Genomic DNA, 14,609 nt, shown 5'->3' with positions numbered 1-14,609 from the left:
CCTTGGTTAGGGTGGGCGGGACATCACGTCAGGAACATCACCTCAAGAACACCACCTCAAGAACACCACCTCAAGAACCGGAACAAGGAGCAGACGTGAGCGAGACGGCGTCCATCGCCCTGCAACAGGAGATCGCGCGGGATCTCCAGGTCGCCTCGGCCTTCGATGCCGAGCGGGAGATCGAGCGCAGGGTGGCCTTCCTCGCCGAACGGCTGACCTCCACCGGTCTGCGGGCGCTGGTCCTCGGCATCAGCGGCGGAGTCGACTCCACCACCGCGGGCCGGCTGTGCCAGCTGGCCGTCGAGCGCGCCAGGGCCGCCGGACACGAGGCGCGCTTCTACGCGATGCGGCTGCCCTACGGGGTCCAGGCGGACGAGCACGACGCGCAGGTCGCGCTCTCCTTCATCCGGGCCGACCACGTACTGACGGTGGATGTGAAGCCGGCGAGCGACGCCGCGCTCCAGGCCGCGCTGAGCGCCGACGTGGCGTTCCGGGACGAGGGCCACCAGGACTTCGTGCTCGGCAACATAAAGGCCCGTCAGCGCATGGTCGCCCAGTACGCGGTGGCCGGCGCGCACAACGGCCTGGTGGTCGGCACCGACCACGCGGCCGAGGCGGTCTCGGGCTTCTTCACCAAGTTCGGTGACGGCGCCGCCGACCTCGTCCCCCTGACCGGCCTGACCAAGCGCCGGGTCCGCGCCGTCGCCGACGCCCTGGGCGCCCCCACCGAGCTGGTGTGGAAGGTGCCGACCGCCGACCTGGAAACGCTCGCGCCGGGCAAGTCGGACGAGGACGCGCTGGGCGTCACCTACGACGACATCGACGACTTCCTTGAGGGCAAGCCGGTGGACCGGCGGGTCTTCGAGATCATCGTCGGCCGCTACCGCCTGACCGAGCACAAGCGCCAACTGCCCATCGCTCCCTGACCGTTGGGCCCCCGGGCGACCGGGGGCCTGTCCTGGGCGGGTGCGTGCGGCGACGTCGGTACGCCTACGAGAGCTGGTGGCGCTCCACCAGGACGCCCGCGATGAAGGCGAGCGTCGCCACGATGGCCACGGCCAGGAGCAGCGTCAGCCACGGGACTTCGAGCCGGCGCGAGGCGCCGGAGCCCTTGGGACTCTCCGCCGTGCCGGGCGCCGCGGACACCTCGGCCGCCTGGGGTACGCCTGCCGCCCGGGGCACCTCTGCCGTACGGGCCGACGCCGGTCCCGCCGCGGGCAGCACGGTCGTGGTGTCGGGGCCCTCGGGCGCCGCTTCCCGAACCGGCGGCACGGGGGTCGTGCCGGTGACCGGCTCCTCGGTCGTCGTCGGCACGGGCGGCCGGGGGTCCTGGCCTTCGGCCTTCGTGAACGGGTCACGGTCTCGGACCATGTCTTCGGTACTCCCTCGTCCCCGTGCGGGGTCCGTGTGTGGGTGGGTCATGACGCGGCGGGCCGCCCTCGCCTCACGGCGCGACGGTGGTGATCCGCACGCGCTGACCCTGCGTCAGGCCGCCGGTGATCTGGGTGTTGGTGTCCGATTCGACGCCCACCGTGACCTGCGTGGGGTGCGCCGAGCCGTCCGGTCCGACCACCGTCACGGTGCGCTTGGGGCCGCTGCCGCTGAGCGCCGCCGTCGGCACGAACAGCGCGTCGGACGCCTCGCCCGCGACGATCTGGACGGTGACGCCCTGCCCGGTGTGCAGATCCTTGGTCGGGCCCATGATGTCGAGCGTGACGGGGTACTGCGCGGCGCCCGCCGGGGCCCCGCCGTTGACCGCGAGCGTGCCGACCGAGAGCACCTTCGCGTTGAGCGTGGTCGTGGACTGCGCGGTCAGGGTGACGGTGGCGGCCTGGCCCGGCTTGAGACGCAGTGCGTCGGTCTCCGAGACGTTCGCCCTGACCTGCATGCCGGTCGGGTTGGTCAGGACGATGAAGCCGCTCGGCGCGGCCGGGGCGCCGCCAGGGGCAGGGTTGCCCGTCGGCCCGGGCGCGGGCGCCGTGCCCGGGACCGCGCCCGTTCCGGCCGTGTACGTCGTCCCGGTCACCGTCTGGCCGACCGACGCGCCCACCGAGGCGACCGTGCCGTCGACCGGCGCGGTCAGGATCGTCCCGTCCAGGGTGCGCTGCGCGGTCTCCACGGCGCTCTGCGCCTGAGCCACCTGCGTCTGGGCCTGGAGGAGCTGGGTGGGATCGACGGACGGAGCCGCGACGGGAACGGCGCGCGAGACCTTCTGGACGAAGGCCACGCCGGACAGGGTGCCCGGGGTGGACTCGCCGGGCGACGGCGTCGCGCTCTTGGTGGACGCGGAGGGGGACGGGGTGGGGAGGCCGGCCGACGGGCTCGGCTTGGGCGAGGGGTCCGCGGGGTGGGTCGTGCCGGCCGTCGGGTTGCCGCTCGGCGGCGGACTCGCGGGCTGGCCCTGGGCGACCTTGTCGAGGTACGCCTTGGCCGCGGCCAGCGACGTCTTGGACTGCGCGAGCACGAGGCGGGCCGCCTTGTCGTCCACCCGCGCGAGCTCCTGGCCCTTGGTGACCTTGTCACCCGGCTTGACCTCGACCTTGGTCAGCTGGCCGCCGGTGGTGAAGTTGACCCCGGCGTCACTGGGCGATGTCAGCAGCCCGGCCCCGGCGACGGTTGCCTGCACCTTTCCCGTGGAGACGGCGGCGGTCCGGGTGTCCGTGCGGGAGGGGGCGGAACCGCTGCCGCTGTCCACCACCGCGTAGGCGCCACCCACGGCCGCGATGAGCACTGCACCGAGCGCCGAGTTCAACAGGACGGCTTTGCTCAGCCGTGGAAGGACCTTCATACGGGGAGCCTCGCAGCCGCTCCACTGGGCCGCCATGACCCGTCGGCCAAGCTTACGGACTAGTAACTTACGCGAATGATCATGAGGGCATGTCCGTTGGGGCATGCGCTCCGGAGGGAGGCGATGGCTCCGCGTAGTCACAACGGCCGCACCCTCCACTCTGCCTCACGGGCGTCCCGAAGCGAAGGATTTTTCTTACCCGGTGTCGTCAACACGCCTTGGCGGCAAGGGCATGCGGGTGCACGCTTGCCCTGCGGGTCCGGCCACGTCAGGCTTCCCCTCCCCGGTGTGGCCGGCTCGCGTCGGCGCGGGCGGCCCGGGCACGGCACACTCCACTCGAGCGCGGGCCCGCGCCGCTCACGCGGCCCGCGCCCGGGTGTGGCCCCTCCGGTCGGCTACAGCGTTCCGCCGCCGTCCACGGTCAAGACCGCGCCCGTGACGAAGGAGGCCTCATCCCCGAGGAGGTAGCTCACCGCGTCGGCTATCTCGCTCGGCTCCCCGATGCGTCCCAGCGGCCGGTCGGCCGCCTCCGCGTAGAACTCGCCGACAGGACGGCCCAGTTGACGCGCCTCGCGTTCCAGCATGGGGGTGCGCACATCTCCCGGCGCCACACAGTTGGCGCGGATGCCGGCCGGCGCGTGGTCGAGCGCCATGGCCTGTGTCAGCATCACCACCCCCGCCTTCGCCGCGCAGTAGGCGGCCGCCCTGCGGCCCGCGCGCAGACCCCAGCCGGAGGCGATGGTGACGATGGCGCCCCCGCCCGCCCGCGTCAGATGAGGAATCGCGGCCCGGCAGGTCAGGAAGACCGAGTCCAGGTTGTCCTGGAAGGTGGCGCGCCAGTCGGCGGGCGTCAGTTCCGTGACGTCGCCGCGTCGGATGCTGCCCGCCACCGTGCACAGGCCGTGCAGCGCGCCGAAGCGCCCGACGACGGAGTCGAGCAGCACCTCGACGTCCTTGGGCCGTGACAGATCGCAGCCGAACGGCTCGGCCCTGCCGCCGGCCATCCGCACCTCCAGGGCGACCTCGCGAGCGGCCTCCACCTCACGGTCGGCCACCGCCAGCGCGGTGCGGTGGTCGGCGAGGCGCCGGCAGACGGCGGCGCCGATGCCGCCGGCGCCGCCGGTGACGAGCACGACACGGTCGGCCTCCGAACCCGCCCCTTCCCGCGCCCCGTTCACCGCGCGCTCCCTTCGGCCGTGGCGCCGAGCACCAGGGCGAGCAGCGCCTTCTGCGCGTGCAGGCGGTTCTCGGCCTGCTCCAGGATCAGCGAGCGCGGCCCGTCCTTGACCTCGGCGTCCATCTCCTCGCCGCGATTGCTCGGCATGCAGTCGAGGAACGGGGCCCCGGGCGCGGCCAGGGCCATCAGCGGCTCGGTGACCCGCCAGCGGTCGGCGAGCCTGGTCCTGGCCTGCCACTCGGCCTGGCCGGTCAGCTGGAGCGACTTCCAGCTCTGTACGTACACGGCGTCCGCGCCCCGCACGGCCTCCTCCATGTCGTCGCAGAAGTCCAGCCGTGCCCCGGAGGCGGCGGCCAGCTCGTGGGCCTCCTTGACGTACCGCTCGTCGAGGTCGAAGCCGGGCGGATGGGCGAACGTGACGTGGTGGCCGAGCAGCGCGGCGGCGAGCAGCGAGGAGTGCAGGACGCCGGGGGTCTTCTGGCGCGAGGAGTAGGCCCAGGTGTAGACGACCCGGCGCTCGGGCAGCTGCGCGCCGAACCGCTCGCGCAGCGTCAGCAGATCGGCGAGCACCTGGCAGGGGTGCTCCTCGTCGTCCAGGGCGTTGATGACCGGGATGGAAGCGTGCTCGGTCATGGTGCGCAGCCTGCGGTGCCCCGCGCCGTAGTCGGCCATGTCGTACCAGCGCACCACCAGGGCGCTCAGATAGCGGCTGAGGACTCCGGCGGTGTCCTCGACGGTCTCGTTGTTGGCCAGGCGCAGTTCGTCGGGGCCGTAGGTGTAGCTGCGTCCGCCCAGTTGGGCGGCGGCCACCTGGAAGGAGACCCGGGTCCTGGTGGACGGGACGTGGAAGAGGAGCCCGACGTCGGTTCCGGTGAGGTAGGGATGGGTGTCCTCGCCGCGCTTCATGCGTTCGGCGAGGGCGAGCAGGTCGTGCAGCTCGGCGGCGGAGAAGTCGGTCATTCCCAATATGTGGCGGCCGAACACGGCGTCACCTCTCTCATGGGTCGTGCCGCGGATGGTGGTGGTGTGGCGTGGTGCGGTCGGGGTCGTGTGCGGGGGTGCTCGCGCTGCCAGGGCCGGGCGCGGTGGCCGGGCGAGGCCGCTCGCGCTCCGGGCCGGCCCGGTCCGGCCCGCCCGGCTCCCCACCGGCCCGTTCCCGCTGCGCCCGCCCCTTCCTGGAGCGCCACGACTCGATGAGCGCCGCGGCGGCGAACATGGCGGCCGCGTATCCCACGCTGACGCCGATGAAGGGCAGCATCAGCACCGTCACGGTCGTGACCAGGTAGTTCGTCCAGCGCATCGGCCCGGTCCGCACGAGCCGCACGGCGGAGAGGAAGGCGAGGAGGAAGACCAGGAGGTAGGCGGCGGAGGACGCCTTGATGAGCACCGACTCGTTGGAGTCGGTGGCCACCAGGAGGCCGAGGGTGAGGCTGTAGCCCGGCACCAGGGCGAGCACGGCACGGGTCGGGGCGCCGGTGCGGGGCGAGATCCGGCTCAGAGCGCGCGGGACGATGCCTTCGCGGGCCAGCGCGAAGACGACCCGCGACGTACCGAAACACCAGGCGTTCGTGGTGAGCACCAGCAGGACGGCCGCCACCAGATACCCGGCGGTGGCGTGGCCGGCGCCCGTGGCGGCCTTCAACAGCTCGGTGAATCCAGCGAGTTGACCCGATCCGCCGCGGTCGTCGGGCAGGGTGAGAGCCACGGTGAGGGCCATGGCGAAGTAGAGGACCCCCACCGCGCAGACGGCGTACAGGATGCCGCGGGGAAAGGTGCGGGCGGGGTCGCGCACCTCCTCCGCGATGGGCGCCGCGTTCTCCCACCCGATGAAGCCGAAGAAGCAGATCAGCAGGCAGTCGCCGAGGGCGGACCAGCCGTGCGGCGCGAGGGGGGTGAGATGCGCCGTGCTGCCCCGGGGCAGCGCCAGGACGATGACGGCGCACAGCAGCCCCGTGACGAGGACCAGCACGGCGAGCTGGACCCGCCCGCTGACCTTGACGCCGAGCAGGTTCAGCGCGACGCAGGCGAGGATGACCGCCGCGCCGGCCGCCAGCGAGGCCCGGTTGGAGGCGCCCGGCGCGAGCGCGGCCAGGAGGTAGCGTCCCGCGATCAGGCCGAGGACCGGGTTGGCCGCGAGCAGCGTCATCAACAGATAGAGCGCGGCGACGCGGCCCGCCCGTCGGCCGAAGGCGACCTCGACGAACCGCGCGATCCCCTTGCTCGTGGGGTGCAACGTCGACAGCTTGGCGAAGACGAGCGCGAACGGATAGCTGTAAACGATCAGGATGGCCCAGGCCAGCAGCGACAGGGGTCCCGCCGTGGTCCACGCGAGGACCGGGATGACCAGGAGCCCCACGCCAAGGACGGAGGTCAGATAGTGGACGACGAGCCCGGGGACTCCGATGTGCCGCCGCAGGACGTTCGCCGCCACTGGGAACTCTCCTGTCCGGTTCCGGGGGAGGGCGTGTCCCGGGTCTGCTCCGGATCCGCCCACAGGGCGTCCATGGTCTCGTGGGACAGGGGCTTGACCAGATCACGGCGCGCGGCGTACCCCATGTTCACAATGAGCCGCCTGCCGCCGGTGACCGGGTACACGCGGTGCAGGGTCGTGTCGGAGCGCAGGAAATACAGGTCGCCGGGGCGGAGTTCGGCCGAATGAATGGGCCGTGACACGAAGCTGCGGTGCAGTTGCGGATTTTCCTTGTCCCACTCCGTGCGCGGTACGCACTGAATGAAACCGCCCTGTTCCAGCGGTGGGCAGTCGATCACCCAGACGAGGGCGAAGCTGTAGTCGTCCCAATGCCAGCCGTGGGTGTCGCCGGACCGGGTGAGTTCGGTAATGACGAATTGCTCGGGAGCGTAAGGGCATTCGAGGACTTCCTCGCCCGCGATGACGGACAGCGCTTCCCTGAGGCCGGCGGAGCGGTACACGCCGGGCAGGATCCGGCCGTGCTCGGCGATCTCGGCGCGGCGCACGTTGTGCATCCGCCGGGGTGTGCCACCGGTCTCGGCGAACCTCCCGTCCCGCCGCACCGCGTGCCCGCCGATCAGGGCCTCCGTCTCCTCGGCGACGAGTTTCTTGACGTCGTGCGGCGCCAGAAAACCCGCCTTCACGAAGCCCTGGGTGAGGAAGGCGGGCCGGGCCCGTTGCAGGCGCAGAGGGGGGACCTCGTGGACAAGGTGGTGCTCCAGGGCGCCGACGACGCTGTCGGTGCGTGCGCTTTCTTCGATCATGACAAATCCGTTCCCCGATCTTCCCGGCACGGCCGCCGTCAAGGCCCGGGCCACGGGCTCGCACGGTCCGGGAGGCTTTGGTCATTCACCAGTGAACAGTGCGCCGCCCGCGACTCGCGGCGGAGAGGAACAATTCACGCCACCGCGCGATGGCTTGGATTCTCCCTTTTCCCGCGACGTTTCGACGGCGAGGAAAAGATCGACGGCCGATCGCGTCGACATTCTTCTCTGTTCTGTCGCGAAAATCCGCACGGGCCAGGGGAATTGAGTCTCCCCGCGCCCGCCGGGTCCCTACCATGAGCGCCGTCCCGGCCCCTCCGGCGCCCGCCCGTGTCGGACCCCGGGAGCGCGCGGGGTCCAAGACGCCCCCGTCGCCGCGTACTTGGCGCACTGTGGCCACTCCCGGGACGGGAGAAGAGATCCACGTCCGCAACGGTAGTGCGGGGCGGGCAGGGCGAACAGTCGTCACCGGGGCGCGCGGGGGCGCGCCGGTCCGTCCGGGCCGGTCGCGGCCCGGACGGGAGCGCATGTCGGGGGTCAGTTCCAGGGGGCGTTGAAGGGCCGCCCCGGTACCGGCTTGGCGATGAGCGCCACCGGAATGAAGAAGTTGACCTGACCGATCGCGAACATCAACGTGGCGAGCGCCTTGGGCTCGTAGTGGCGGGCGGCCTCGGCGTACAGCGCGTCCGTGACGCGCTCGCCCTCCCCGGCCGGCTGGAGCACGGCCTCCACCAGCGCGAGGGCGGCCCGCTCCGCGCCGGTGAAGTACGGCGAGTCCTGCCAGGTCGCCACCGAGGTGATCCGCTCGTCCGACTCCCCGGCCTTGCGCAGGAAGCCCGTGTGCAGAACGGCCAGATAGGTGCTGGCGACGATCTGCCCGGCCCGCAGCTGGACCAGGCTGATCGTGGTGCGGGGCACCGAGCCGTTGCCGGTGACCTTGAACAGCGCCGCCGACACCTCCGCCAGCTCGGGCACCAGCAGCGCGGGGTCGTCGGACATGCGCGGGGCCATCGGGGTCCCGGTGGTGATCGAGTGCGTTCGCGTGGTCATGGCCTTCTCCTCAGTGCTGTTCGTGTTGCCTTCCCTGCCCTGACACCGCGCCGGCGACAGATGTGACAGCGCGGCGGAAAGTTCTTCACGCAACGCCGCGATGGCCGAGCAGGTACCAACTAGGTACCATCGCTTTCATGCCGTCTTTGAACATCACCTTCACCGAAGAGGAACTGGAAGCGGTGCGTGCCGCCGCGGCCGCCGAGGGCAAGTCCCTCAAGCAGTACGTCCACGATCTGCCGCTGCGTGAACAGCAGCGCATCCAGTTCGTCCGCTACGCGCTGTCCTGGGGTGAGCGCCAGCGCGCCGAGTTCGACGAGGCGTTTCCCGACGAGGCACCACCCGCCGCCCGCGACCAGGGGGCGGATGCCGCCTGATGGCTCTCTACATCGACGTCCCCTGGCTGCTCGACGTGCAGGAGCAGGCCGTCCCCGAAGACGTGAGCGTCGCCGACTACTCCGCGCTCGTCGCCGCCGTCGCCCGCCACAGGACCCGCATCCCGCGCCCCGCCACCGCCGACCCCGAGCCCTCCTGGCGCGCGGCGGCGCTGCTGCACACCCTGGTGCGCCTCCAGCCGCTGCCGCACCGCAACAGCCTGTACGCCTGCCAGGTCACGGCCGCGTACATGTACGCGTCGGGCGAGGGCATCGACCCGCCGTACGGAGCCATGGTCGACCTCGTACGCGACATCCAGGAAGGCAAGGTCAGCGTGTACCAGGCCGCCGAGCGCATCCGCGCCTGGCGCATCTGACCACCCGACGTACGCTCCTGCCATGAGCGGTGAGATGGGTTTGCGGGAGCGCAAGAGGCAGCAGACGTACCAGTCCGTGTCGGACACGGCGGTCGCGCTGTTCCTCGAGCGGGGCTTCGACGGGGTGTCGGTCGCGGAGATCGCGGCGGCCGCCGGGATCTCCAAGCCGACCCTGTTCCGGTACTTCCCGGCCAAGGAGGACCTGGTCCTGTACCGGTTCGCGGACCACGAGGACGAGGCGGCGCGCGTGGTGGCGGCCGGCCGCGCCGAAGGGCTCGCGCCGCTCGGCGCCCTGCACGCCCACTTCCGCCGGGGTCTCGAGCGCCGCGACCCGGTGACCGGCCTGAGCGACAACCCGCATGTGCTCGCCTACCACGGCCTGCTGTACGGCACCCCGAGCCTGGTGGCCCGCCTGTACGGCTACCAGGACCGGTCGGAGCGGGCGCTGGCCGCCGAACTGGGCGACGGGCTCGGCGCGCGTCTCGCGGCCGGCCAGATCGCCGCGGTCCAGCGGATCCTCGCGATGGAGAACTGGAGCCGGATCGCGGCGGGCGAGAGCGCCGACGCGCTGTACCCCCAGGCGGCCGACGCGGCGGACCGGGCGTTCGCGCAGCTGAGGGAGGGTCTTGTCGCCCAGTACGGCGAGCCGCGCCGCTGAGCCGGTCCGCGCGGGGCGGGGCCGGCGGCAGTTCCCGGGGCCGGCTGCCGGGCACCGGCTGCGGCGCGGCCCGCTGATCGTTACCGGGTTAAATATGTGACTGAGTTGCTGTAGTCTGCGGGTATGACGTCACTCGACCGGGAACTCGATCGGGAACTCGACCAGGAGCGGGCCCACCACACCACCTGCCGAGCGGCCCTCGCCGCCATGACCGAGGGCGCCGGGCACCGGGTCGTGATCGGCGAGAACGCCTTCGCGTCCGGCGCCGACGCCGAAGTCCTCGGGTATCAACTCCGCAGCTGGGCCAAGGAGTTGGCGGAGATGCCGCAGGGACCGCTGTTCTTCGGGCGGCTCGACTTCGACGCGTCGGCCGACGCCGGTCACGCCGGCCAGAGCTACCACATCGGCCGGCGCCGCATCAGCGAACACCCCTCGGCCCCGCCCCTCGTCGTCGACTGGCGCGCCCCCGTGTCGCGCCGCTTCTACCAGGCCGGCGCCCGCGACCCCCAGGGCGTCGCGGTCCGCCGCCGCTTCGGCTGGGCGCAGGGGAGCCGAGGCGCCGCCGAGGACCTGACAAGCCTGGAGGACGAGCACCTGAAGGCGGGGGAGGCGGGCGGGCCCGGCGCGATCCTCACCGGCGAGATCGAGCGCCCCCGCGTCGGCCCCATGCGCGACATCGCGGCGACCATCCAGCCCGACCAGGACGACCTCGTACGGTGCGAACTTGCCAGGTCCGTATGTGTGCAGGGCGCCCCGGGCACCGGCAAGACCGCCGTCGGCCTGCACCGCGCGGCCTACCTCCTCTACACCTACCCCGAGCGCGTCCAGCGCCGGGGCCTGCTGGTGCTCGGCCCCAACCGCACCTTCCTCGGCTACGTCTGCGAAGTCCTGCCCGCGCTCGGCGAGAACGACATCCGCCAGTCCACCGTGGAGGACGAGATCGTCCGCGAGACGCGCGGCCGTGAGGTGCGCGCGGTCGACGAGGGGCGCGCGGCGCTCGTCAAACACGACGTACGCATGGCGCACGTGCTCCGGCGCGCCTTGTACGGGCGGATCGCGCCACCGGTCAACTCCCTTGCCCTGCGCGAGGGTTCGAGCACCTGGCGGGTGCCGCGACACGAGCTCGCCGCGATCGTCGATGCGGTACGGGCCGAGGCGCCGCCCTACGCCGTCGGGCGCGAGCGGGTGCGCAGCCGCGCCGTCCGGGCCATCCAGCTCCAGGCGGAGCGGCGGTCCGGGCCCATGAACAACACCTGGCTCCAGAAGATCACCCGGGCTCGTCCGGTGACGGAGTACGTGGACACGGTGTGGCCCCGGGTGAAGCCCGAGGAGGTGCTGGCCCACCTGTTCACCGACCCCGACGCCCTGGCCGCGGCCGCCGGCGGGCTGCTCGATCCCGTCGAGCAGAAGGCGCTGCTGTGGGCGAAGCCGCCGAGGTCGTGGAAGTCCGCGAAGTGGTCGGCGGCCGATCTGGTCCTGCTGGATGAGGTGTCGGGTCTCATCGAGCACCCGGAGCAGTACGGGCACATCGTCGTGGACGAGGCGCAGGACCTGTCGCCGATGCAGTGCCGGGCGATCGCGCGCCGCGCGGCGTTCGGCTCGCTCACCGTGCTCGGCGATCTGGCCCAGGGCACCACCGCCTGGGCGGCGCGCGACTGGCCCGGGCAGCTGGCCCACCTGGGCAAGCCGGACGCCGCCGTGGTCCCGCTGACGACGGGATTTCGCGTGCCGGCCGCGATCGTGGAGCTGGCCAACCGGCTGCTCCCCGCCCTCGACGTGGACGTACCGGCGGGCCGGTCCCTGCGCCGGGACGGCCGGTTGGGGCATCGGCGGGTGGGGCCGCAGGAGCTGGCGGCGGCCGTCGTGGACGCGGTGCGGGCGGCGCTGGACCGGGAGGGCTCGGTGGGTGTCATCGCGGCCGACCACGAGGTGCCCGCCCTGAGGGAGGCCGTCGCGGCGGCGGGCCTCGACGCTTCGGCCGGGGCGCGGGTCACGCTGCTGCCCGCGACGCTGGCCAAGGGGCTGGAGTACGACCACGTCGTGGCCGTGGAGCCGGCCGCGATCGCGGTGTCCGAGGAACGCGGTCTGCACCGGCTGTACGTGGTCCTGACGCGCGCGGTCTCGGGTCTCGAGATCGTCCACAGCAGGCCGCTGCCCGCGCAGTTGGGAGAGCTCGACTGAGCATGCGGGCCCGCGTGGCCGCGCCGGGTGAGGCGGGCCCGGACGTCAGTCGGCGGGGGTGTGGCCGTGCGCCTCGACCAGCGGGCCTTCGCGGGGGCCCGGCTCGTCGGGACGGCTCGTGCGCATGCGGGCGTAGGCGTAGACGCAGCCCGCGAGCGCCAGGTCGGACAGGAGCATGAAGCCGATCGAGTACGAGCCCTTGGCGCTGTAGATCGCCCCCATCACCAGCGGCGGCACGAAGCCGCCGAGGCCGCCCGTGGCCCCGACGATGCCGGTGACGCTGCCCACCTGTGGCTGCGGTGTCACCTGCGAGACGAGGGCGAAGACGCTGCCGCTCGCCGTTCCCAGACTGGCGCCCATGAGCAGCAGAGCCGTGGTGCCGCCGGGGTGGAGCGGGGGGTCGAAGGCCTGCACGATCGCGAGCAGGGCCACGGTGCCGAGCGCGGCCGAGGTGACCACGGCCGGGTGGATCCGGTCCGACAGCCAGCCGCCGACCGGGCGGAACACGACCGTGGCCAGGGCGAACCCGGCCGCCTTCGTGCCCGCGTCGGTCGGCGGGAGGGCGTACCAGCTCTTGAGGTAGGTCGGCAGATACACGCCGAACGCGACGATCCCGCCGAACCCGATCGCGTACAGCGCGGACAGCTCCCACGTCACCCGCAGCCGCCCCGCCCGCCCGAGCCGGTCCCCCAGCGTCGCCGTGGGGACGGGCCGGCCGGGGTGGTCGGTGATCAGCAGCGCCGCGAGGACGGCGTACCCGGCGAGGGCGATCGCCACCACGAGGAACGGCACGTGATAGCCGTGCTTCGCGATGCGGGGCGTGAGGTATCCGGAGAGCGCGACGCCGCCCATGCCCATGCCGAACACGCCGAGCGCGAAGCCTCTTTTGTGCGGCGGGAACCAGGAGTTGACCAGGGGGATGCCGATGGCGAAGGTCGTGCCGCCGAGCCCCAGCAGGAACCCGACCACCAGCATCAGGCCGTAGCTGTCACGCGCCGGGATCAACAGGAGCACGGGCACGATGGTCAGCGCGGACATCAGCGGGAACATCAGCCTGGCGCCGTAGCGGTCGGTGAGCGCGCCCACCGGAATCCGCCCCAGCGACCCGACGAGCACCGGGACCGCGACGAGCAACGACTCCTGGAACGAACTGAGACCCAGCCGGTCCTTGTAGTCACCGGCCAGCGGAGCGACCAGGTCCCACGCCCAGAAGGTGAGCGTGAACCCGACCGTGGCCGTCACCAGATTCCGGTACGCGGCGGCGGAGGGCTTCGAGGTGTCCACGTCCTCAAGTCAAGGCCTCCCGACCCGCCGGGGCCCGCCGGGCTGACCCGTACGGGGTGGCCCGGCGGGCCCCGGCCCGGCAGTGATCAGGCGGTCCCGCCGTCCGGTCCGTAGCGGGCGGCGATGTCCTCGGAGCCCGCCCACCGGCTGTAGGTGGGTGACTGGGGCCAGCCCTCGGGGGAGTCCTGCCACTGCTCCTGGCGGCCGTAGGGCAGCACGTCGATGAGGCCGAAGGTGTGGCCAAGCTGTTCGGTGCCCCGGCCGTCGGTGTGCCAGGTGCGGTAGACCTTGCGGCCGTCCCGCAGGAACACGTTGACCGCGAATCCGCCGCCCGCGGGCGCGCCGACAGCCGCGCCGAAGGGGCTGTTGGCCGTGGAGTACCAGGTCATCCGGTTGCCGACCCGCCGCTTGTACGTGAGGGCTTCGTCGATGGGGCCCTGCGTGACCACGACGAAGCGGGCGTCGTAGCCGTCGAGGAAGCCGAGACGGGTGAACTGCGAGGTGAATCCCGTACAGCCAGGACACTGCCACTTCTCGCCGGGGAACCACATGTGGTGGTAGACGATCAGCTGGGACTTGTCCCCGAAGACGTCGGCCAGCTCGACCGGCCCCTCCTCGCCTTCCAGGGTGTAGCCGGGCATCTCGACCATCGGCATCCGGCGGCGCCGGGCGGCGACGGCGTCGAGCTGCCGGGTGGCCTGCTTCTCCCGCGCGCGGAGTTCGTCGAGCCGGCGCTGCCAGGTCTCGGCGTCGACGACGGGGGGCAGTGCCTGGGCGGTCATGGGTTCCTCCAAGGTGCACGGCGAGGCGGTGACTCCAAGGGGGGACCGTGCCCGCGCGCGAAACTCATCGCTGCCCACGCGAACGGCCCGGACCCGCCCGGCCGTCGCCGTCGTACGTGACGGCGGGCGGCGAAGGCGGACCCGGGCCGAGGCCGGGCCGGGCGCGGACCCCGGGCGGGCCGCGCGGTGGATCAGCCCTCCGTCCAGCTGTGCTTCTTCGCGAACTGGACCAGCGCGGCCCGGGCCTGAAGGATCTGCTCGCCCGTCAGCGAGGGCGCCGACGACAGCAGCACCTCGGTGACCTCGCGCAGGAATTCGTCCGCGCTGAGCACATCGCAGAGGGAGTCGTCGTACGGCGCCGACGGCTTGTCCTGCGACCCGGGAGCGAGACGGACGGAGGAGGCCTTCGGCCCCCGCTCCCCGGTTTCGACGTCGAACTCCACCTCGACGCCCGGCCGCACCAGCTCCTCGGCCACCTGCATGTCGTTCACGTGCAGGAACACATCGTCCCCGCCGCCCTCAGGGGCGATGAATCCAAAACCCCGCACACTGTCGAAGTGCACCACACGACCAACAGCCATGACATCTCCCAGCGGAACCGGGCCCATCGCCCACGCGGACCCCTTGCCCGCCCATTCCGCTGGAGAGCGTATCGGTGACCATGCCGTCCGGGCGAGGCCCCCTCATGAACAGGCCCACCCCGG

General features: G+C 72.3%; 15 protein-coding genes. 5 read left to right on the top strand and 10 right to left on the bottom strand.

Annotated features, from left to right (window positions below):
- Nucleotides 1–95 precede the first annotated feature (95 nt).
- Nucleotides 96–926, top strand: coding sequence for an NAD(+) synthase (nadE, locus tag ABR738_RS05465; RefSeq protein WP_350228827.1), 831 nt, complete (start codon nucleotides 96–98; stop codon nucleotides 924–926).
- Between the two features lie 64 nt (nucleotides 927–990).
- On the opposite strand, the gene ABR738_RS05460 is transcribed toward nadE, so the two are convergent.
- The 7 genes from ABR738_RS05460 to ABR738_RS05430 form a co-directional block, all read right to left on the bottom strand.
- Entirely contained in the window at nucleotides 991–1,371 is a 381-nt protein-coding gene (locus ABR738_RS05460; RefSeq protein ID WP_350228826.1) for a hypothetical protein, read from the bottom strand.
- Between the two features lie 73 nt (nucleotides 1,372–1,444).
- Complete coding sequence (locus ABR738_RS05455) at nucleotides 1,445–2,788, bottom strand: efflux RND transporter periplasmic adaptor subunit (RefSeq protein WP_350228825.1); 1,344 nt, start codon at nucleotides 2,786–2,788, stop codon at nucleotides 1,445–1,447.
- A 395-nt stretch (nucleotides 2,789–3,183) separates the two neighbouring features.
- Nucleotides 3,184–3,966, bottom strand: a complete 783-nt coding sequence (locus tag ABR738_RS05450; protein WP_350228824.1) for an SDR family NAD(P)-dependent oxidoreductase — start codon at nucleotides 3,964–3,966, stop codon at nucleotides 3,184–3,186.
- Nucleotides 3,963–4,949: an ornithine carbamoyltransferase gene (locus tag ABR738_RS05445; protein ID WP_350228823.1), complete on the bottom strand. Its 987-nt coding sequence runs from the start codon at nucleotides 4,947–4,949 to the stop codon at nucleotides 3,963–3,965. Before ABR738_RS05445 ends, ABR738_RS05450 begins: the two co-directional genes overlap by 4 nt.
- A 13-nt stretch (nucleotides 4,950–4,962) precedes the next feature.
- Nucleotides 4,963–6,396, bottom strand: a complete 1,434-nt coding sequence (locus ABR738_RS05440) for an APC family permease (RefSeq protein ID WP_350228822.1) — start codon at nucleotides 6,394–6,396, stop codon at nucleotides 4,963–4,965.
- Nucleotides 6,336–7,199, bottom strand: a complete 864-nt coding sequence (locus ABR738_RS05435; protein ID WP_350228821.1) for a HalD/BesD family halogenase — start codon at nucleotides 7,197–7,199, stop codon at nucleotides 6,336–6,338. Before ABR738_RS05435 ends, ABR738_RS05440 begins: the two co-directional genes overlap by 61 nt.
- A 537-nt stretch (nucleotides 7,200–7,736) precedes the next feature.
- Nucleotides 7,737–8,249, bottom strand: coding sequence for a carboxymuconolactone decarboxylase family protein (locus ABR738_RS05430; protein WP_350228820.1), 513 nt, complete (start codon nucleotides 8,247–8,249; stop codon nucleotides 7,737–7,739).
- A 137-nt stretch (nucleotides 8,250–8,386) separates the two neighbouring features.
- Here ABR738_RS05430 and ABR738_RS05425 point away from each other — a divergent pair, with 137 nt between their 5' ends.
- The 4 genes from ABR738_RS05425 to ABR738_RS05410 all read left to right on the top strand — a co-directional run bounded on the left by ABR738_RS05425 (nucleotide 8,387) and on the right by ABR738_RS05410 (nucleotide 11,839).
- Complete coding sequence (locus ABR738_RS05425; protein WP_350228819.1) at nucleotides 8,387–8,626, top strand: type II TA system antitoxin, ParD family; 240 nt, start codon at nucleotides 8,387–8,389, stop codon at nucleotides 8,624–8,626.
- Complete coding sequence (locus ABR738_RS05420) at nucleotides 8,626–9,000, top strand: toxin Doc (RefSeq protein ID WP_350228818.1); 375 nt, start codon at nucleotides 8,626–8,628, stop codon at nucleotides 8,998–9,000. The genes ABR738_RS05425 and ABR738_RS05420 overlap by 1 nt, the downstream gene beginning before the upstream one ends.
- Before the next feature lie 22 nt (nucleotides 9,001–9,022).
- Nucleotides 9,023–9,658, top strand: coding sequence for a TetR/AcrR family transcriptional regulator (locus tag ABR738_RS05415; RefSeq protein WP_350228817.1), 636 nt, complete (start codon nucleotides 9,023–9,025; stop codon nucleotides 9,656–9,658).
- Between the two features lie 123 nt (nucleotides 9,659–9,781).
- The gene (locus tag ABR738_RS05410) at nucleotides 9,782–11,839 is read left to right on the top strand and encodes a HelD family protein (protein WP_350228816.1); all 2,058 of its coding nucleotides are present in this window, start codon (nucleotides 9,782–9,784) and stop codon (nucleotides 11,837–11,839) included.
- A 45-nt stretch (nucleotides 11,840–11,884) separates the two neighbouring features.
- On the opposite strand, the gene ABR738_RS05405 is transcribed toward ABR738_RS05410, so the two are convergent.
- The 3 genes from ABR738_RS05405 to ABR738_RS05395 all read right to left on the bottom strand — a co-directional run bounded on the left by ABR738_RS05405 (nucleotide 11,885) and on the right by ABR738_RS05395 (nucleotide 14,486).
- Nucleotides 11,885–13,123, bottom strand: a complete 1,239-nt coding sequence (locus tag ABR738_RS05405) for an MFS transporter (RefSeq protein ID WP_350228815.1) — start codon at nucleotides 13,121–13,123, stop codon at nucleotides 11,885–11,887.
- Between the two features lie 86 nt (nucleotides 13,124–13,209).
- Nucleotides 13,210–13,905, bottom strand: coding sequence for a DUF899 family protein (locus ABR738_RS05400; RefSeq protein ID WP_350228814.1), 696 nt, complete (start codon nucleotides 13,903–13,905; stop codon nucleotides 13,210–13,212).
- 191 nt (nucleotides 13,906–14,096) lie between these two features.
- Complete coding sequence (locus ABR738_RS05395; RefSeq protein ID WP_350228813.1) at nucleotides 14,097–14,486, bottom strand: cold-shock protein; 390 nt, start codon at nucleotides 14,484–14,486, stop codon at nucleotides 14,097–14,099.
- Nucleotides 14,487–14,609: the final 123 nt, after the last annotated feature.

Source organism: Streptomyces sp. Edi4, assembly GCF_040253615.1.
Lineage (GTDB): Bacteria > Actinomycetota > Actinomycetes > Streptomycetales > Streptomycetaceae > Streptomyces.
The sequence above is the reverse complement of the archived record's forward strand: the minus strand, read 5'-3'. Positions and strand labels throughout refer to the sequence as shown.